Source organism: Heyndrickxia coagulans 36D1 (assembly GCF_000169195.2).
Lineage (GTDB): Bacteria > Bacillota > Bacilli > Bacillales > Bacillaceae_C > Weizmannia > Weizmannia faecalis.
In genome coordinates, this window is the sequence record NC_016023.1 from 1,922,994 (window position 1) to 1,943,118 (window position 20,125).

At 39.4% G+C, this 20,125-nt stretch carries 13 protein-coding genes and 1 pseudogene; all 14 read left to right on the forward strand.

From position 1 onward, the window contains the following. The first annotated feature begins 176 nt into the window (after positions 1-176). The 14 genes and pseudogenes from BCOA_RS26330 (at position 177) to BCOA_RS26390 (ending at position 19,884) form a co-directional block, all read left to right on the forward strand. Entirely contained in the window at positions 177-1,226 is a 1,050-nt protein-coding gene (locus BCOA_RS26330; protein ID WP_014097057.1) for a 2,3-butanediol dehydrogenase, read from the forward strand. A 137-nt stretch (positions 1,227-1,363) separates the two neighbouring features. Next, positions 1,364-2,443, forward strand: coding sequence for a PRK06851 family protein (locus tag BCOA_RS26335; protein ID WP_013860503.1), 1,080 nt, complete (start codon positions 1,364-1,366; stop codon positions 2,441-2,443). A gap of 721 nt (positions 2,444-3,164) precedes the next feature. Continuing rightward, a complete protein-coding gene (locus tag BCOA_RS26340; protein ID WP_014097058.1) occupies positions 3,165-5,036 on the forward strand; it encodes an anaerobic ribonucleoside triphosphate reductase in 1,872 nt (623 codons plus the stop codon). Further along, positions 5,033-5,509: an anaerobic ribonucleoside-triphosphate reductase activating protein gene (nrdG, locus tag BCOA_RS26345; protein WP_014097059.1), complete on the forward strand. Its 477-nt coding sequence runs from the start codon at positions 5,033-5,035 to the stop codon at positions 5,507-5,509. Before BCOA_RS26340 ends, nrdG begins: the two co-directional genes overlap by 4 nt. Positions 5,510-6,116: 607 nt before the next feature. Next, the gene (locus BCOA_RS26350) at positions 6,117-7,373 is read left to right on the forward strand and encodes a dicarboxylate/amino acid:cation symporter (protein WP_014097060.1); all 1,257 of its coding nucleotides are present in this window, start codon (positions 6,117-6,119) and stop codon (positions 7,371-7,373) included. Positions 7,374-7,669: 296 nt separating this feature from the next. Further along, positions 7,670-9,199, forward strand: a complete 1,530-nt coding sequence (locus tag BCOA_RS26355; RefSeq protein ID WP_014097061.1) for a type I restriction-modification system subunit M — start codon at positions 7,670-7,672, stop codon at positions 9,197-9,199. A gap of 11 nt (positions 9,200-9,210) precedes the next feature. Continuing rightward, positions 9,211-10,392 carry a restriction endonuclease subunit S gene (locus tag BCOA_RS34410; protein WP_014097062.1) on the forward strand — a complete coding sequence of 394 codons (1,182 nt, stop codon included), beginning with the start codon at positions 9,211-9,213 and terminating at the stop codon, positions 10,390-10,392. 44 nt (positions 10,393-10,436) lie between these two features. Then, entirely contained in the window at positions 10,437-13,544 is a 3,108-nt protein-coding gene (locus tag BCOA_RS26365; protein WP_014097063.1) for a type I restriction endonuclease subunit R, read from the forward strand. 13 nt (positions 13,545-13,557) lie between these two features. Then, positions 13,558-14,280, forward strand: a complete 723-nt coding sequence (locus BCOA_RS26370; RefSeq protein WP_014097064.1) for a YgjP family zinc-dependent metalloprotease — start codon at positions 13,558-13,560, stop codon at positions 14,278-14,280. 138 nt (positions 14,281-14,418) lie between these two features. Beyond that, positions 14,419-15,243, forward strand: a complete 825-nt coding sequence (locus tag BCOA_RS26375) for a hypothetical protein (protein ID WP_014097065.1) — start codon at positions 14,419-14,421, stop codon at positions 15,241-15,243. Between the two features lie 666 nt (positions 15,244-15,909). Beyond that, positions 15,910-16,086, forward strand: a complete 177-nt coding sequence (locus tag BCOA_RS35340) for an antitoxin VbhA family protein (RefSeq protein WP_014097066.1) — start codon at positions 15,910-15,912, stop codon at positions 16,084-16,086. A gap of 532 nt (positions 16,087-16,618) precedes the next feature. Then, positions 16,619-16,987, forward strand: coding sequence for an ArsR/SmtB family transcription factor (locus BCOA_RS26380; protein ID WP_013860499.1), 369 nt, complete (start codon positions 16,619-16,621; stop codon positions 16,985-16,987). Continuing rightward, positions 16,980-19,115 carry a heavy metal translocating P-type ATPase gene (locus BCOA_RS26385; RefSeq protein WP_014097067.1) on the forward strand — a complete coding sequence of 712 codons (2,136 nt, stop codon included), beginning with the start codon at positions 16,980-16,982 and terminating at the stop codon, positions 19,113-19,115. Before BCOA_RS26380 ends, BCOA_RS26385 begins: the two co-directional genes overlap by 8 nt. A gap of 188 nt (positions 19,116-19,303) precedes the next feature. Continuing rightward, positions 19,304-19,884 (forward strand): annotated as a pseudogene (locus BCOA_RS26390) (tyrosine-type recombinase/integrase). Positions 19,885-20,125 lie beyond the last annotated feature (241 nt).

Here is a 20,125-nt window from a genome sequence, read left to right on the forward strand (position 1 = left end):
GTCTGACTGGATTAAAATAAAAGTCCGCTTTTTATGGAATTTTATCTTATTTTAACGCGATATCCATGAGGTGTAAGCGTATTAATTGCTATTTATATATAACAATTTTACTATAAAAATAGGATATTTATGATAAACGATATTCAATTAAAAATTTGGCAAGGGGAGTGGAAAAAATGAAAGCAGCAGTATGGCACGGAGAAAAAGATATTCGTGTAGAAGATGTTGAATTGCGCCCGTTAAAAGAGAATGAAGTGAAAGTAAAAGTAGCATGGGCCGGGATTTGCGGCAGTGACTTGCATGAATACCAGGAAGGGCCGGTATTTATTCCTGTTGGCGAAGAAAATGAATTTACCGGTGAAAAAGCGCCGCTCACGATGGGGCATGAATTTGCCGGTGTGATTGAAGAAGTCGGATCAAAAGTTACCAAGTATAAAGCAGGCGACAGGGTTGTTATTAACCCGACGATTACCCGCGGAATCAAACCGGATGAATTCGATCGTTATGACGGCTACGCTTTTATTGGATTACATAGCAATGGCGGATTTGCGGCATACGCCAACATTCCAGAAAATAATATTTACCGCGTGCCGGATTCCTTGTCTTTGGAGGAAGCTGCATTAGTTGAGCCTAGCGCGGTTGCTGTACAGGCTGTGAAAGATAGTGGTTTAAGATTTGGCGATACGGTTGCGATTTTTGGTGCAGGCCCGATCGGATTATTGACCATTGTTGCAGCACGTGCGGCAGGTGCAAGCCGGATTGTCGTGGCGGATTTGTCGCAACCTCGTCTGAACCTGGCGAAAAAAGCAGGCGCGACCGACATTATTAATTCCGGGGAAAAAGATGCCGTCCAAACCATCCGTGATCTTGTTCCGGGCGGCGTAGATGTATCCTTTGAAGTGGCCGGCGTTGCTCCGACTTTCAAACAAGCACTTGATGCAACGAAAGCACGCGGGATTGTCGATGTCATTTCTATCTTTGCACGCCCGATAGAATGGAACCCGATGCAGTTAACGAATACAGGTGTTAGCGTTACAGCATCGATTGTTTACACGAAGAAAACATTCCAACAAACGATTAACCTGATTGCATCCGGCCAATTGAAACCGCAAGACGTCGTTACCAGCCATATCCAATTGGAAGAAATCGTTGAAAAAGGCTTCGAAGCTTTGACAAAAGACAAATCCCAGGCGAAAATTTTGGTTAAATTGAGCGGGGAGAAATAAACCTTTTAAGAAGAGGCCGCCCCGGGCTGATTCCGGGCCGGCCTCTTTTCTTTGCAAGAGGAAATCACAACCTTTTTGCGGGGCGCATAGGCTAATGTGGAAAACCGTTAATTATCCAAACAGAGGAGTGGCGGGATATGGCTAGAAAAGTGTTACATTATTTTGCAGGCGGCAATACCGGGAAAGGGTTTGCGCATTATTTGGATTCAAGTTTGCAGGGTTTGGATCGCGTGTTTATTTTAAATGGCAGGACAGGGAAATCATACATCATGGAAAAACTGGCGGAAGCGTGGAAGCAAAAAGGTTATGATCTTGAACTGATTCATTGCCCGTCTGCCCCTGATTCGCTGGATGGCCTGATGATTCCAGGATTAAAAACAGGAGTGGTGGATGGGAATGCGCCGTATGCGATTGAACCGAAAGCAAATGGATCGGTTATGATCCTGGAGGACGCATTGGACGCCAAATATGAAAAAGAGGTATTACAGCTGAATCGCCGTATACAGGAAGCCTATCAATCTGCGTACAAATCGTTTGCGGAAAGTTTGCGCCATCATGATGACTTGGAGGCCATTTACTTAAAAGAAATGGATTTTGAAAAGGCAGGCCAGGTGACACAGCAGCTGATTGAAAAGCTATTTGGCGGGAAAACCGGGGGCGGGAGCGCAACGGTATACCACCGTTTTCTCGGGGCAGCCACACCAAACGGAGCAGTTGACTTTATCCCAAATCTGACGGAGGGGCTATCGAAACGCTATTTTATAAAGGGGCGGGCCGGAACCGGCAAATCCACAATGCTGAAAAAAATTGCGGCCAAAGCGTCAGAAAAAGGATTCACGACTGAGATTTACCATTGCGGATTTGATCCAAACAGCCTTGATATGGTCATCGTCAGGGAACTCGGGTTTTGCATTTTTGACAGCACCGATCCGCACGAATATTTCCCTGAGCGAAATGGGGACGAAGTGATAGATATGTACGCGGCTGCGGTGACGCCGGGTACGGATGAAAAATACGCAAACGAAATTCAAGCTGCCCATAAGCGGTACAAAGACAAAATGAAAGAAGGGACCGCCTGGCTGCACGAGGCAAAAGTGCTGAACGATAAACTGGAAATGTACTATGATGAGGCACTGGACTTCGCAAAAGCGGACCAGATCTATCTCAAGATCAATCAAGGTATCCAGGAAGCTGAACGCCTGCAAACGCAATCGTGATAAAATGGGATGCCGCCGGGAAATGCGGCATTTTTTTGAGGAAATGTAAGGCATTGCGGGGTTTTTCGGGAAGGCTCGTGTTTTTCAAAGTAGATTCTCATGCCCAGTGAACGCGGCACCAGCAGAAGAATGAAAATCAGCCTGTGCAATTTTCCAGGATAGTAAGGAAAGGCATCACGCGATTCCCCAGGTACCGATTTGCCTCCATAAGGCAACACATGATTCCCCACGGGGCTATCGTCTTGTTGAAAAACATTACGGTTTCCCGGTTTCCAGCGTAAAAGGGAAAAAGAAAGACCCGAATCGTTTTCCGGAGACGCTCCCCCTTTCGTATTGAAATCCAAAACACACTATGGTAGGATACTATATGTAGTTAGTTGTCTCGGAAATCAATACTAAATATAGTATTTTGGGTGAGGGTGGCAGATCTGTCTGAAAGGGAATCCAGTTTAAATCCGGGCTGCCTACAAAACTGTTCGGCTGTATTGCCCATCAGAAGGGCCAGAAGCACAAGCCAGGCCTGCCATAACTTGATGTTTCGGAGGGCGGAATTTTTGCCGTTTTGGCCGCCGTTTATTCCGCGATTGAACGGGTTGGTCGGGCAAGGATGTTGCGGAAATTTTAAGCCGCTACGCCGCAGCCTTTTTTCATTGAAAATGCATGATGTGCCACCTATTTTTTCTTGCCCAAAACCGGTGCGTTAGAAAGGAGAACCAGTAAAATGATGACAAAAAATGAACAAGAAACCAGTGGCGGTTTTCCCCTGCATGCCTTAAATGAGATTGTGTTTTCCCATAATCATGATTTAATGCAAGAAAATGCAAATATGGATGGCTCTTCACCAATGGGGCAAATGTCAAAAATCTCTTCTGAAGTCAGCAAAAGTTATGCAAAGCAAATGTTGCTTAGCAAAGAGGTCGTAAAGGCGATTGATGACAATTTTATTTACCCCCATGACCTTGATTTTATGGTAACGGGTACGACCACATGTTGCCAGATTCCGCTGGGCGGGGTATTAAAGGGCGGATTTAATACCGGACATGGGTGTATGCGTGAACCGAAAGACATTGGCAGCGCGATGGCTTTAGCAGCGATTATTTTCCAAGCCAATCAAAATATGCAGCATGGCGGGCAAAGTTTTCCGATGTTTGATTATGATCTTGCTCCTTACATAGAGAAAACCTTCCATAAAAATAGAAAACGTTTGAAAACCTATGCCACCAGCTATACAGACGAAGAGCTTGAGGCATTAGCCTGGGAAGAAACCGACCGGGATGCGTACCAGGCATGTGAAGCTTTTATCCATAATTGCAATTCGATGCATTCCCGCGGGGGAGGGCAGGTCCCGTTTGTATCTATTAATTACGGTACCGATACGTCCAAAGCCGGGCGATTGCTCGTAAAAAATATGTTGTTGGCAACGAAAGCCGGGCTCGGGAAAGGGGAGACACCGATTTTTCCCATTCAAATTTTTAAAATGAAAAAAGGGATCAATTTTGAACCCGGGGAACCAAATTATGACTTATACCAATTAGCACTTGAAACGACGGCAAAACGTTTATTTCCGAACTTTAGCTTTATAGATTCCACGTTTAATCGTCCCTATTATGACGGCACGCCGGAATCAGAAATTGCGTATATGGGCTGCCGCACCCGTGTGATGGCAAACCGCCATGGAAAAGAAAATAGTATCCGCCGCGGGAATTTGTCCTTTACTTCTATTAATCTTGTAAAAATAGCGCTGATTGCTAAAAATAAATGTGAATTTTTTAACATACTAGATCGTTATCTTCACCTTGCCATTCAACAATTGTTAGAACGGTTTCATTTCCAGGCAAAAAAGCAGGCGAAACATTTTCCTTTTTTGTACGGGGAAAATATTTGGCAGGATAGCGAAAATTTAAACCCGGATGATGAAGTAGGAGAAGTATTAAAACATGGCACATTAAGTGTTGGTTTTATTGGGCTGGCTGAAGCACTGGTTGCACTGACAGGCAAACATCATGGGGAGTCTAATGATTCTTATCAATTAGGGTATCGTATCATTCAGCATATGCGGGAGAAAGTGGACAAAGCAAGTGAGACTTATGATTTAAACTTTTCCTTAATTGCAACGCCGGCAGAAGGGTTATCAGGGAAGTTTACGCGAAATGACCAAAAAGAGTTTGGAAAAATTCCCGGGGTGACGGACCGGTCCTATTATACGAACTCATTCCATATTCCGGTTTATTATCAAATCAAGGCGATTGATAAAATAAAAATTGAAGGTTCTTTTCATAAATTATGTAATGGCGGCCACATCACTTATATTGAGTGTGATGGGGATGTTTCAAAAAATGTCCGTGCTTTGGATCGATTGGTAAAAGCCATGGCGCAATATGATATTGGCTATGGTGCCATCAATCATCCCGTCGACCAGTGCGGCGTCTGCGGTTATTCGGGAATCATTGATAATGAGTGCCCGGTTTGCCATAATGCCGATGAAGGTAGGATTGGGCGCATTAGACGAATAACCGGTTACCTGGTTGGCGATATGAAAAGGTGGAATTCAGCCAAACGTGCAGAAGAGAGCGAAAGGGTGAAACATCAATGAGGGTCATGAATATCATCCACGATTCGGTTGTTGACGGTGAAGGTTTGCGAACCGTGATCTTTTTTGCAGGCTGTCCGCACTTTTGCAAGGGATGCCATAATCCGCGGAGTTGGAATATCCATAATGGGACAGAGATGCCGGTTGAAGATGTCGTTGCAGAAGTGGCCGGCAATCCATTAACAGATGTAACCTTTTCCGGCGGTGAACCCTTTTTTCAAGCGCAAGAAGTGTGCGAAGTGGCAAAACGATTAAAAGCACTGGGGAAAAACATTTGGGTTTACTCAGGCTATACATTTGAACAATTAATCGCTTCCGATGATCCCTGTAAACGGGAATTGCTGCGATATTGTGATGTGCTCGTTGATGGCCCGTTCCTATTGGCAGAGCGGGATTTAACCTTATCATTCCGCGGGAGCAGAAACCAGCGGATCATTGATTTAACAACAAAGCGGGGAATGGAAAGATCATTTTAATCAAAGGCAAAAGTGGAGAGATGGTTGCCCATCTCTCCGCTTTTGCCGGTGTATAATCTAGCTTGTTCGGATGAATCATAGGATGGAAGATTTCTTTATAAACTATATCATCCGTTATCTTCTTCATCATTTTTCGCGGCGCATCTTTAGCAAGGCTGGTCGCGCTGCGGATGCGGGATTTTCCGAATACAGATGCTTGGTTGACCAACTTGGCAAACGGGTTCAGAGTACATGAACGACAACCTGTATTTTATTGAGAAGCGGGTTGGCTTCATTTCTCACTTTATCCTGCAACTGTTGAACAATTTGCTTGGCTGGTCGGCATGATGAAAAGGCCCGATTTCCCCCTGAAAGCAGCCCCTATATGATCAAGGTAAAACTGATCATTTCCAAATATGCTTCCCATACAATGGAGAACTACCTTGCCCTGTCATGATCACTGAACCGGTTTAGGAAAGCGGAGTAGTAGTTTAAAGACGCCTAAATGTCAGGTATAATAGATTGTGAAGATTTTCAATTCGCACTTAATTGGGATGGCAAAGGAGTGAAAATTGGCAGTTTCCGTATTTTGCGTACGATTCATTTATCATTGGAGGGAGGGCATCAGATGAAAAAATTTTTTGCTTTTCAAGTTATGATTGGCTTGATTTTAGGGGCCATAATAGGGGCAATTTTCCCTGATTTCGGGACGAAGTTGAGGCCGGTCGGGGATATGTTTATTCACCTGATCAAAATGATTGTCATTCCGATTGTGTTTACAACAATTGTCGTGGGGGCTTCCGGCGGAAACGGGAATATGAAAAAGATGGGTTCGTTGGGGCTGAAGACGGTCATTTGGTTTGAGCTGGTTACGACGCTTATTTTGGGCATCGGCCTGCTGCTTGTGAATCTCTTAAAACCCGGTGTTGGAGTGGATTTATCGCATCTGGCCAAAACAGATATTTCACAAGTAAAAGCAAACGCGTCCACAGTGGTTGATTTTAAAACGATGATTGTCAACATCATTCCAAACAATATTGTGAATGCAATGGACCAAAATAATTTACTGGCTGTTATTTTCTTTGCCATTCTATTCGGGGTGGCAGCCGGTGCAATCGGGAAAGCAGCCGAGCCGGCATTGAAATTTATGGAATCGGTTTCGAAGGTGATGTTTAAATTGACACAGATGGTCATGGTTACCGCGCCGATCGGTGTTTTTGCCCTGATGGCGTCTTCCGTCGGCCAGTTTGGCATCAGTCTTTTCATTCCGATGGCCAAACTGATCGGGGTTGTCTATCTTGGACTGGCCATCGTCATATTCGGCCTGTTCCCGCTGATTGCCTGGATGTTCAAAATTCCTTATTTTAAAGTATTCCGGATGGTTTGGGACTTATTTCTGATCACTTTTTCAACGACAAGCACAGAAACAGTCCTTCCGCAGCTTATGGAGCGGATGGAAAAATTCGGATGTTCCAAACGTGTTGTCTCGTTCGTTATTCCTGCCGGGCTATCGTTAAATTGCGACGGCTCCACATTGTACCTGTCAGTTGCTTCTATTTTTATTGCCCAGGCATTCGGTATACCGATGAGCCTTGAACAGCAGCTGATTGTCATGGCGGTTTTGATCGCGACTTCAAAAGGCATTGCAGCTGTTCCAATGGGTTCCCTCGTTGTGCTTCTGGCTACGGCAACAGCCGTCGGACTGCCTGCTGAAGGTGTGGCTATTATTGCCGGGATTGACCGGGTGCTGGATATGGCACGCACGGCTTGCAATACACCGGGCCACTGCCTTGCCAGTATTGTTGTTTCCAAATGGGAAAAAGAGTTCCATCCAAATGAAGCATTCGCTGCCCGCCCGGAAACACAATCGGTTCGCCAGTCATAAGCGGGAATGGGGCATATGATGTCCCAAAAACCCCTCTATTTGGCTCATGCACTGATGATCCTGAATTTCATGAAACGCTTGTGTGAATAGTGGCTCAAATGAATGATCCTAAACAGCCAACTGTATCATGCTTACAAGGGGCTCCCATCAGCCGTTTCACGACTTTTGGGACAGCCCCTTTTTGGGATCGCAAACGTTTTAAAAAACATTCCTGTTTGAAAGGGAATACAAAAATTTCCATTTGCCGCTGTGAAGTATTATAATGGGGAAGAACTTCAAACCAAGGAGGAAAAAGAATGGTTGAACAGACAACACAAGAGAAAATTAACAGCGTTTTATGGCAAGCTGCCGATACGTTTAGAGGAAAAATCGATTCATCAACTTATAAAGATTACATATTAACCATGTTGTTCATTAAATATCTGAGTGATACGTATAAAGAGAAATTAGAAGAATATACAAAGCGCTATAATGGAGATGAACAACGCATTCAACGTGCACTATCGAGAGAACGTTTTGTATTGGACGAAACATCAACATTCGATTATTTATATAGCAAAAGAAATGATCCGGAAATTGGAGAGATTATCAACAAAGCATTGGAAAGAATTGAAAATGAAAACGCGGGGAAACTTCGTGGCGTTTTCCGCAATATTGATTTTAATTCAGAGGCGATTCTAGGGAAAGCAAAAGAGCGGAATGCCATGCTCCGTTCATTATTAGAGGATTTTAATCAATTATCTCTAAGACCGTCGCAATTAGGAAATGAAGATATTGTAGGAAATGCTTATCAATATATGATCGGGCTTTTTGCCTCAGATGCGGGGAAAAAGGGTGGAGAGTTTTACACGCCAGCCGAAGTTTCAGAACTTTTGGCACGATTAGTAAAACCGCAAGAAAACGATCGCATTTATGACCCGACATGTGGTTCAGGTTCATTACTGATTAAGGTTGCAAAACAAGTGCCAAGCAAAAAAGTGGCGATTTACGGTCAGGAACGGAATGGTGCAACACACTCATTAGCGTTAATGAATATGTATTTGCATGGCATTGATGATGCAAAAATTGAATGGGGAGATACATTAGCGAATCCACTGCACTTGGAAGATGGCAAGTTAATGAAGTTCCAAGTCATTGTAGCGAATCCCCCATTTTCATTAGACAAATGGGCCATGGGATTTGCCGGTGAAGGAAACACAGATAAAAAATTTAAAATGGAAGCAAGTCTTGACCCATATAGAAGATTTGAATGGGGCGTTCCGCCAAGTTCAAAAGGGGACTATGCGTTCGTTCAACATATGCTGTATTCATTAGCGGAAAACGGAAGAATGGCGACGATCCTGCCTCATGGTGTTCTTTTCAGAGGAGCGAGTGAAGCGAAAATTCGTAAGCAAATTATTGAGTTGAATTTGCTGGATGCTGTCATCGGGCTTCCGGAAGGTTTATTCTACGGTACCGGAATCCCAGCTTGTATCATGGTATTTCGAAAAGACCGTACACGAAAAGACGTGCTATTTATTGATGCTTCTGGTGAAGAACATTATGAAAAAGGCAAAAACCAAAACAAATTAAGAGAACAAGATATCGAAAAAATTGTAGAAACATATGAAAAACGGGAAACGATTGATAAATACTCTTATGTTGCCACTATTGATGAGATTCGGGAAAACGACTATAACTTAAACATCCCACGTTACGTCGATACATTCGAAGAAGAAGAACCGGTTGATATGGAAGCGGTGAAAGAAAATATCGCCAATATTAAGAAAGAGCTTAAAGAAGTAGAAGCACAAATGGAAAAGTATTTGAAAGAGTTGGGATTGTAGGTGGTATGCAAATGAGTGTTGGCAAGATATTATCCAGAAATGAAAATAAAATTGGTAAAATTACATTTCCCAATGATTGGTCTATATATAAATTGAGTGATATTTTAAAACTTGTAAAACGACCTATCAAAATGGAAGATCAAAAATTTTATAATTTGGTTACAATTAAAAGAAGATTTGGTGGAATGGTTAAACGAGAAAGGCTTCGAGGAAATCAAATACAAGTAAAGAGTCAATTTTCCGTTAAATCAGGAGACTTTGTAATCTCTAAAAGACAAATTTCTCATGGAGCATGTGCAATTGTACCTGAAAAATTGGATGGTTCTATTGTATCAAACGAATATAACATATTAAGAAATAAAGAAAATTTGGATTTGGAGTTTTTTAATTGGTACGTTCAACTTCCTTTTATGCAAAGGTACTTCTACCTTTCGAGTGACGGAGTTCATATCGAAAAATTGTTATTTAAACTTGAAGATTGGCTACAGCGAAAAGTATGTATACCAGAAGTAAAGGAACAAAAGAAAATAGCTAAAATTATTTCAACTTGGGACAAGGCAATTGAGCTAAAGGAAAAGCTAATCGAGCAGAAAAAAAAGCAGAAAAAAGGGTTAATGCAGAAGTTGTTGACGGGTGAAGTGAGATTGCCTGGATTTTATGGAGAGTGGGAGAAAGTAAGTTTTAGTGATATTTTTATAAAAACTAAAGTAAAGAAACATCAAATAAAAACTAATGAATATCTTGAATCTGGGAAATATCCTGTTGTAGATCAAGGTCAGAAAAAAGTAACTGCGTATTCTAATGATGAAGAAAAAGTATTTGAGGTTCCAGAAACAGGGGTAATAGTTTTTGGTGATCATACTAGAGAAATTAAATTTATTGACTTTGACTTTATAATTGGTGCAGATGGAACACAGGTTTTAATGACAAAAGATGATTATGATGTAAGATTTTATTATTACCATTTACTTATTCAGAAGATACCTAATACAGGTTATAATAGACATTTTAAATTTTTGAAGGAAATGATATTTAACAAACCTTCATTAAAAGAACAAAAGGCAATTTCAAATTTGCTTAGTACAATTGATAAAGAATTAGATTTATTGAATGCTGAACTAAGTGCTTTAAATGAACAGAAAAAAGGCCTTATGCAATTACTTCTTACGGGAAAAGTCCGAGTAAAGGTATAACCCCCTTTACTCTTCCCTTTATTTTTTCAACAGGAGGCGTGAGGATGTCAAGGGAGAAGAGTTATGATGAACGCTATATAAGCCAGGTTCCGGCCATTGAGGTGTTGCAGAAACTAGGATATCAATACCTATCGCCGGAAGAAGCGGAAAGAATACGAGGAAATCTACATCATGTATTGTTGACAACCGTTTTAGAGGAAAAGCTAAAAGAATTGAATTCTTATGAGTATCAAGGTCAAATTTATAACTTTAGTGAATCCAATATTCGCCAAGCCATTCGTGATTTAGATGAGCCGCTGACCAATGGATTGGTGAAAACAAATGAAGTGATTTATGAGACCATCATGAACGGGAGAAGCTATACGGAGTTTTTGCCGGATGGATCAAAAAAATCTTTTACCATTCAATATATCGACTGGAATAACATCGAAAATAATGTGTTTCATGTGGTGGAAGAATTTGAAGTAGAGCGCATGGATGGGCGTGGAACTGTACGACCGGATATTGTGCTGTTTGTGAACGGGATTCCTTTTGCGGTCATTGAATGTAAAAAAGCGTCGATTTCTATGAATCAAGGAATCAGTCAAATGATTCGCAATCAGGGGAAAGATTACGCCCCACAATTATTTAAGTTTATTCAAATTGTGATGTCCACGAATAAAAATGAAACCAAATACGCAACATGCAATACTCCGAAAAAGTTTTGGTCTGTTTGGAAAGAAGAAAAAGAGGAATGGCTGCAGAACTGGCTGGATAAAACAATGGAAGGCAGACTGCCAACCATGCAAGATAAGAACATCATTTCACTGTTTCACCCCGAGCGTTTGTTAGAGTTAACCCAGTTCTTTACCTTATTTGATAAAGACGTGAAAAAAGTAGCCCGTTATCAACAATACTTTGCCATTAAAGAAATTATAAAAACGATTGAAGAACGAGATGAAAACGGCAATCGTCAAAGCGGCGTGATTTGGCACACACAAGGTTCAGGTAAATCACTAACGATGGTGATGTTGGCCAAGTATATTTTATCTGAGCTGCGAGGTTACAATCCGAAAGTCATTGTTGTAACAGACCGGGTTGAATTGGATAAACAAATACATAAAACATTCAGCCATACAAGATTAAAAGCAAGTCGTGCAATTTCTGGAAGCCATTTGGTAGATTTAATAAATGATAACCATTCTGATATTGTTACGACCTTAGTTCATAAGTTTGGTACGGCGTCTTCCAAACAAAAGCCAATTGAATCAAGGGATATCTTTGTTTTAGTGGATGAATCACATCGTACACAATATGGCGAGCTTCATCTAAAAATGAAGAAAGTATTCCCGAATGCTTGTTATCTCGGCTTTACGGGGACACCATTAATGAAAAAAGAAAAGAACACATTGATCAAATTCGGCAAACTCATTCATAAATACACAATTGCCGATGGTGTTCGGGATAAAGCGATCGTTCCCCTTTTATATGAAGGAAAAATGGTGGAACAATCGGTGAATCAAAAGGCGATCGATCATCGTTTAGAAATGATTACACGCAATTTGAATGACAAGCAAAAAGAGGAAGTAAAGCAAAGATGGAGTAAATATGAAAAACTTGCTTCTTCGGAACAGAGAATTTATTTAATTGCGGAAGATATTAACAAACATTTTGTAGAAAACTATAAAACACAGGGAAGCCAATTCAAAGCGATGTTGGCCACCAATAGTAAAATTGAAGCGATCCGCTATCTTGAGGCTTTCGAGGAACTTAGTGATTTGAATTGTGCCGTTGTCATATCCCCTCCTGATCAACGGGAAGGACATGAAGCAGTCGATCAGGAATCGAAAGACAAAGTTCAGCGGTTTTGGAAAAGAATGATGGATCGCTACGGAACGCCTGAAAAATATGAGGATGCGATCAAAGATGAATTCGTAAATGGCGACGAACTGGATTTGCTGATTGTCGTGGACAAATTGCTGACAGGTTTCGATGCGCCAAGAGCGACGGTGCTTTATGTCGATAAGCCAATGAAAGAACATACACTGTTACAAGCCATAGCCCGGGTCAATCGTCTTTATGAAGGAAAAGATTATGGATTAATCATTGATTACCGTGGTCTGTTGGACAAATTGGATGAAGCGATGCAGATGTATTCTGGAGCAGGGTTGGAAAACTTCGATCCTGAAGATTTAAAAGGAGCCATTTACGATGTGATAAGCATAATCGGATCATTACGGCAATATTATTCCGATTTATGGCAAATTTTTGCACCAATCAAGAACAAGAACGATAGAGAAGAGTATGAAGTATGGTTGGAGGACGAGGAGCGCAGAGAAGAGTTTTATGGCGTTTTAAGCAATTTTGGCAGAAACCTTGGGATTGCGTTAGAATCGGAGAAAATCTATAATACTTTACCACCTGAAGAACTTCAAAAGTACAAAAAGGATTTCAAGTTTTTCCAAGATTTGCGGAAAAGTGTGAAGCTGCGTTATTCGGATACCATTGACCATAAAGAGTATGAAGCGAAAATGCAGAAATTAATGGATAACTATATCGCTGCCGAGGAAGTTATCCGCATTACGAATCCTGTAGATATTTTAAACGCAAAAGCTTTTGAAGAGGAGTTGGAGCGTTTACAGTCAAAGAGAGCCAAAGCGGATGCAATTCGTACTCGTTTAATGAAGAGCGTTCATGCAAAGTGGGATGAAAATCCATCCTACTATAAAAAGTTTTCTGAGCGCATACAAGAGGCTATTCAAGAATACAAAGATAAACGCATTTCGGAAGCAGAGTATTTAAACCGAATGAAGGACATCATGAATGATTATCGTCGGGGTGAATCATCAGAAAGATATCCTGAAATAATAAAAGAAAACCGGAATGCACAGGCCTTTTACGGCGTAACGAAAGATATTTTGAGTGAAACAACAGAAACTGCCGCAAGTTATGACACGAATACTCTCGGAGATTTAGCCTTAAAAATAGATGAAATCATTCAAGAACACCAAAAAGTCGATTGGCATGATAATGTAGAGATTCATAATCGAATTGCCCAAGAGTTGGATGATCTACTCTTTGATTTTAAAGAAAAGCATAATTTGGATATCGACTTTGATACGATTGATAAAATCATTGAGCAAATTAAAACGGTTGCTTTAAGACGTTACTGAGGACGAAACAGCCATGGAAAAACATCAAATCGAGTACGCCAATAAAATCATTGATTTCGTAGTGAAACGTAAAAAAGTAAAAAATGTAAACCTTAATATCAAACCGGATATGACGATTGAAGTCACTGCAAATGACAGAGTGCCGCTAGACTTTATTTGTGATTTTGTTAAAACAAAGGGCGCATGGATATTAAAGAATGTCAAGACATTTAAAGATGTTCAGCCATATAGGCAAAGTGAAAGAGAATATGTAAGCGGCGAAACCTTTAAGTATTTAGGAAAGCAATATCGCTTACGGGTCATGCAAGAAGAGGAAGAGAAGGTGAAATATTTTCGGGGGTTTATCTATCTTTACGTTACAAATACAGAAAATGTTAATCGTAAAGCCAAACTAATTGATGAATGGTATCGTGAAAAAGCTCAAAAAACATTCAATGAATCCCTTGATAAAATGTTTCCATTGGTTCAAAAATATGGAGTCGAAAAGCCAAATATTGATTTGCGTTCAATGAAAGCACGATGGGGATCAGCTTTAACAGATAAAAAAACAATCTTATTAAACACTGAGTTGATAAAAGCTCCAAAATACTGTATCGATTATGTTGTACTGCATGAGTTGATTCATTTTAAATACAACGACCATAGCGACAATTTTTATAAAATGCTGTATTCTCTAATGCCCGATTGGGAAAAGAGAAAGGCAATATTGGATGAAGAAGTAGTTAAAGACTTATAGAAGTGAACTACTCGGTATAAAACAACTAGATAAAACAACAGAAGGCAGTTCCGATGTATATTAACTAATTATGGAACTGCCTTTTTTCCGTCATTTAATCATGAATTTTTAGATTACATTATGAGGAGAGTGTTCTAATTGAAAAAAGTTGTTTTAACTGGTAATGGCTTATATGTTGGTTTAAATAGAGCATTTGCATTACAAAATATTACTCAGACTTTTTACAATAAATTAACCCCAGAACATCAAAAGTTTATTCAGCATCACATGGAAAGAATTCAAAAGGATGAGTATATTCAAGTTGATTTTGAAGAGGCTATCGCAAGTATAGAGCAAGTTCATGATGCACTAGATAGCTATGTGAATTTTTTAATAAATGAGGAAGAAGGTAAAAAATATCTAGAATCGGAAGGCCTTGACGTTGAAGAATTACAGAGTCATCTAACTAAAATAAAGGAAATAATCATTTCTTATACTTCTTCAATAGTTGAAATTATAGATGGAAATGTACACTGGGAACAAATAGGTGATAGACTATCAGGATTCATCAATTGGTTACAAGCAGAGCTTCAAGGTAATGATGAAATTGATTTATTTACTTTGAATTTTGACTTATTATTAGAAACTATTTTACTAAGAACTGTTGGAACTGATGAATTTACAGATTTTCATGTTAAACGTGGTAAAACTCCAGATGGTCATGATAAGTTTAACTTTGATCCACAGCAGACTTTAAATGATTTTGATTATAGAAGAATACGGCTTCACCATTTACATGGTTCTCTTTCATCATTTAAACGGCTTTCTGATGGGAGAATTTTTAAACTAAGAACTGAGGATATAAGATTATCTGATTTGTATAAAAAGTTAGATGCAAACGAGCTCTTCCCTTCCATAATTACAGGAGGATTTAAGAGTAAGTGTTTTTTGCAAGAAAAAAGTGCAGAGTATTGCAGTATATAAATTCGTTTATACCGCATAAAAATTCAATCTGAATTCTCGCTATTAAGGGCTTGACATGGAGCCTCTGCAGCCATGATTCTTTTGCCAAGCGGCCAGCTGTAACAGATTTGGCAAACCCAAACAGGTTATCATGGCTACCCCTCCATGTAAAGCCCCTCTGCATAACCATTTGCATAGAAATTTTGCACATCTCTGCACTTTAATTTTGCAATAAACAGCAAGGTTTTTTACGTGTTTCCTTTGAAATCCTTACACTTTATATTCGACAAAAGTAGCCAAAATCCTTGTCAAATCTGGAATTTTTGCTTATTCAGCAAGCCCTATATAAATTTTCAGTAAAAATCGGTGAATATAGTTCTCTTTGTTTTATATTATCTAATTTATTGATGATGTTGAGAATGATCCATTGGTATCTCCTGGCCAGGCTCTTGTCCTGGAGTTTGATTGATTTCTACAACCGTTTGTACTAATGCTGTAGCGACAATAACAATAGATATTATCCCAAATTACGAAAGTGCAGCGATTTGATAGCTAAAATCCATACACGTGGAAGTAAATGTAAAATATGGAATCCAAATCTATAATTTTGCCGTCGAGTTTTGGGAATCTGCTACTATTACAGAAATTGTTGATTCTTGCTCAATGGGTAGAAAGGAGCGAAGATTCATGAAATATTCAAAGGAGACATTACAAAAGAAATTTTCGTCTGTAAAAGCTTCACTTGAAATCGAAGGCTTAAAAGTAACAAAAGAAATTGAGGATCTAGTCATTGCAAAAGCAGCAGGAGAGATTTCTTTTGAACAGTTTAAACGTGAAGCAGTTAGGTTGGCAGGGAAACAGTGAATCGGTATGCTGCCCTTGGCCTCTGTTTCAATACTGTCTTTTAACCAAAAAAAATAATCCACCCTTGAGTTTATAGGCCACGGGTGGATTATTCTGCCTAAAGCCGATCCCCCTTGAAGATCGTATCCGTATTATACACGATTACAATTGTATCACGAAATCAATAAAAATATTCTGAAATATCTGCTATTTTATCGTGGTAGAAAAATGCAAGAGCATAAGGAATTTTTGCCCCCACCGAAGGTGTGGGATCAGGCAGTGCCTGATAAAACGATGGGTACAAAAAAAAGACGATTCGCCCACAAATATCCCATTAAAATCCCACGTTTAGCCCACTAAAATCCCACAAATAGTCCACGCTTGTCCCACATTTAGTCCACTAATATATCCCCGTAATCTCATCACTATATACTGTTCCGAAACTTTTTAACAGAATGAAATATCCCTATCATTCAAATAAATGTTTGACTATCAAAAGGAAAGGGGGTACAATATATTCAAATGAACATTTGAATATAAAGAGGTGACATTAATGAGCACCAAAGACACTTGCGAAATTTATTGTTATGACGAAGAAAAAGTGAATCGAATACAAGGCGAATTAGCTAAACACGATATAAGTAGTGTTGCCCTATTATTTAAAGCCATTGCAGATGAAAACAGAACAAAAATCGTTTTTTCACTTTGTCAGGATGACGAATTGTGTGTGTGTGATGTTGCCAACATTATTGGTTCTTCTGTCGCAACAGCTTCTCATCATTTACGGACTCTTCATAAACAAGGAATAGTGAAATATCGAAAAGAAGGAAAAATGGCATTTTATTCACTGGAAGATGAACATATTAAACAATTAATCACGATTGCTTTAGCCCATAAGAAAGAAGTGAAAGTGAATGTCTAATCAACAAACCTTACCATCTGAACAAGAAATGAAAACCTATCGCGTTCAAGGATTATCTTGTACAAATTGTGCAGCCAAATTTGAAAATAACGTGAAAAATTTAGAAGGTGTAAAGGACGCAAAAGTAAATTTTGGAGCATCCAAAATTACAGTTTATGGTGAAACAACGATTGAAGAATTAGAAAAAGCAGGGGCCTTTGAGAATTTAAAGATTCAGGATGAAAAAGAACAAAGGATAGAGTATAAGCCTTTTTGGAAGGAAAAAGAAAATATTAAGGTTTATATTTCGGCTGCATTGCTCATTATTAGTTGGTTTCTAGGAAGGCAATTTGGTGAAAATAATATTATCCCTACGATTGGATATGCTGCATCGATTTTAATAGGTGGATATTCCTTATTTATTGAAGGCCTTAGAAATTTAAGTAAATTTAAATTCGATATGGATACGCTCATGACGATCGCCATAATAGGAGCCGCGTTGATTGGACAATGGGGTGAAGGAGCAACCGTTGTGATCCTTTTCGCCATTAGCGAAGCCTTAGAGCGTTATTCAATGGATAAAGCTCGTCAATCGATTGGAATGTTGATGGATATCGCTCCAAAAGAAGCGTTAATTCGCCGTGAAAATGAAGAAATAATGGTTCACGTGGAGGATATTCAAATCGGTGATATTATGATCGTCAAGCCTGGGCAAAAATTAGCGATGGACGGAATAGTTATAAAGGGTACATCCACATTAAATGAGGCTGCTATCACTGGAGAAAGTGTTCCAGTAACCAAAACCATTGATGATGAGGTCTATGCTGGCACATTAAATGAAGAAGGATTATTAGAAGTAAAAGTAACCAAACGGGTTGAAGATAACACATTATCGAAAATTATTCATTTAGTAGAAGAAGCTCAAGCAGAGAAAGCACCTTCTCAAGCATTTGTTGATAAATTTGCAAAATATTACACACCAGCTATCATCATTTTGGCTACATTAATTGCGATTATTCCACCGTTATTATTCGGAGGAGATTGGAGTTACTGGATATATGAAGGATTAGCTGTATTAGTGGTTGGTTGCCCTTGTGCCTTAGTTGTTTCAACTCCAGTTGCAGTAGTTACTGCCATAGGAAATGCGGCAAGAAACGGTGTTTTAATTAAAGGTGGGATTCATTTAGAAGAAGCAGGTCACTTAAAGGTTATTGCTTTTGATAAAACAGGTACACTTACAAAAGGTATTCCAGCGGTTACAGATATTGTGACATTTGGTGGAAATGAAAATGAGTTGATGACGATTACAGCTGCCATCGAAAAGGGTTCCCAGCATCCACTTGGTACAGCCATTATAAGAAAAGCAGAAGAAAATGGATTGAATATTAATGGAGTTTCGGTTGAAGAGTTTCAATCCATTACAGGTAAAGGCGTAAAAGCGAAAGTAAATAATGAAATGTATTATGTAGGAAGTTCAACTCTTTTTGAAGAATTGCACGGTAGTATCGAAAACGATAAAAAACAAAAAATTGAAAAGATGCAAACACAAGGGAAAACGGTGATAGTGTTAGGAACGGAAAAAGAAATTCTTTCGTTTATTGCTGTTGCTGATGAAATAAGAGAATCATCGAAATCCGTGATCCGTAAACTTCATCAAATTGGAATTGAAAAAACTGTTATGCTTACAGGTGATAACAAAAGAACAGCAGAAGTCGTCGGAAAAGAAGTAGGTGTTTCTGATATTAAGGCCGATTTGCTACCAGAAGATAAATTAAATTTCATTAAAGAACTTCGAGGGAAAAATCAAGGTGTCGCAATGGTCGGTGATGGTGTGAACGATGCACCTGCTCTTGCAGCTTCAACTGTTGGTGTTGCGATGGGAGGAGCTGGAACCGATACAGCATTAGAAACAGCTGATATTGCGTTAATGTCTGATGATTTAAGTAAATTGCCATATACCATCAAATTAAGTCGTAAGGCTTTATCTATCATCAAACAAAACATTACATTCTCTTTAGCAATTAAATTAGTAGCATTGTTGTTAGTAATCCCCGGTTGGTTAACGCTTTGGATAGCGATATTTTCCGATATGGGAGCAACATTACTTGTAACGCTAAACAGTTTAAGGTTATTGAAGGTTAAAGAATGATGAATAACAAGGAAAAAGACCATCTTACCTAAGGTGGTCTTTTTATTTCGTTCAATGTATGAATTTGTATAAAAACATACATTCATTTTCGCTTATTCTCTTGTCTTTTCCCTTTTTCTTCGATAGGATTGAGACATCCTACAAAATCGTACATTCAAATCGTTGATTTTTAAAGGGAAGGAGAAAAGATGACGACACCAAAAAATGTGCAGCCAATCCGTAGTCAGCAGCAATTAGACGATATGAAATGGGCGTTAAAACGCCACTGTTTGCCCCGAGATTACATTTTATTTGTGTTAGGGTGTGAAACGAAACAGGCCTACGGGTTGGAGACCTGCTTAAAATCAAAACTGAAGCGATTCTGAGGCTGAAAAACAAAAAAGAGAAGGTTTTACGAGTAAAAGAAGGAAAAACCCAAAAAATCCGCGATATTTATATTGGCCATTGTTTTGAGGAAGTGTATGAATACGAAGCTGGATTAGACAGTGAGTGGCTCTTTCCATCCAGGAAAGGAAACCGGCCGATTACACCGACACAGGCTTATCGCCAGCTGAAAAAGGCGGCTGATTTTGCCGGAGTAGAGCATGTTGGTAATCATACGCTCAGAAAAACATTTGGCTATTGGTTTTATAAAGCCACGAAGGATATTGCCATGTTGCAAGAGATTTTGAACCATTCTCATCCTTCTGTTACTCTCCGTTATATCGGGATCACAGAAGAAGAAACTCAAAATGTCTTGAAACATTTTAGCGTGTTTCAGGATAAATAAAAATTCGGACTGTACAAAATGACAGTCCAAAAATTTTACTCCGAATAGCTTGTAGCTATTCTTTTTTATTTCTACGAATCTGATCGCAAATCTTATTTCAGTTTGCTAGTCTCGAAGGCATACATCTCCTGCGCGCACCCACCATTATTAGGCTGCAATGTTGAAAAAATTGTCAAAAACACAAAAATATTGTAAAATAATATAAATTTTTCAATAATTGGCATTATCTTATTATTATCAC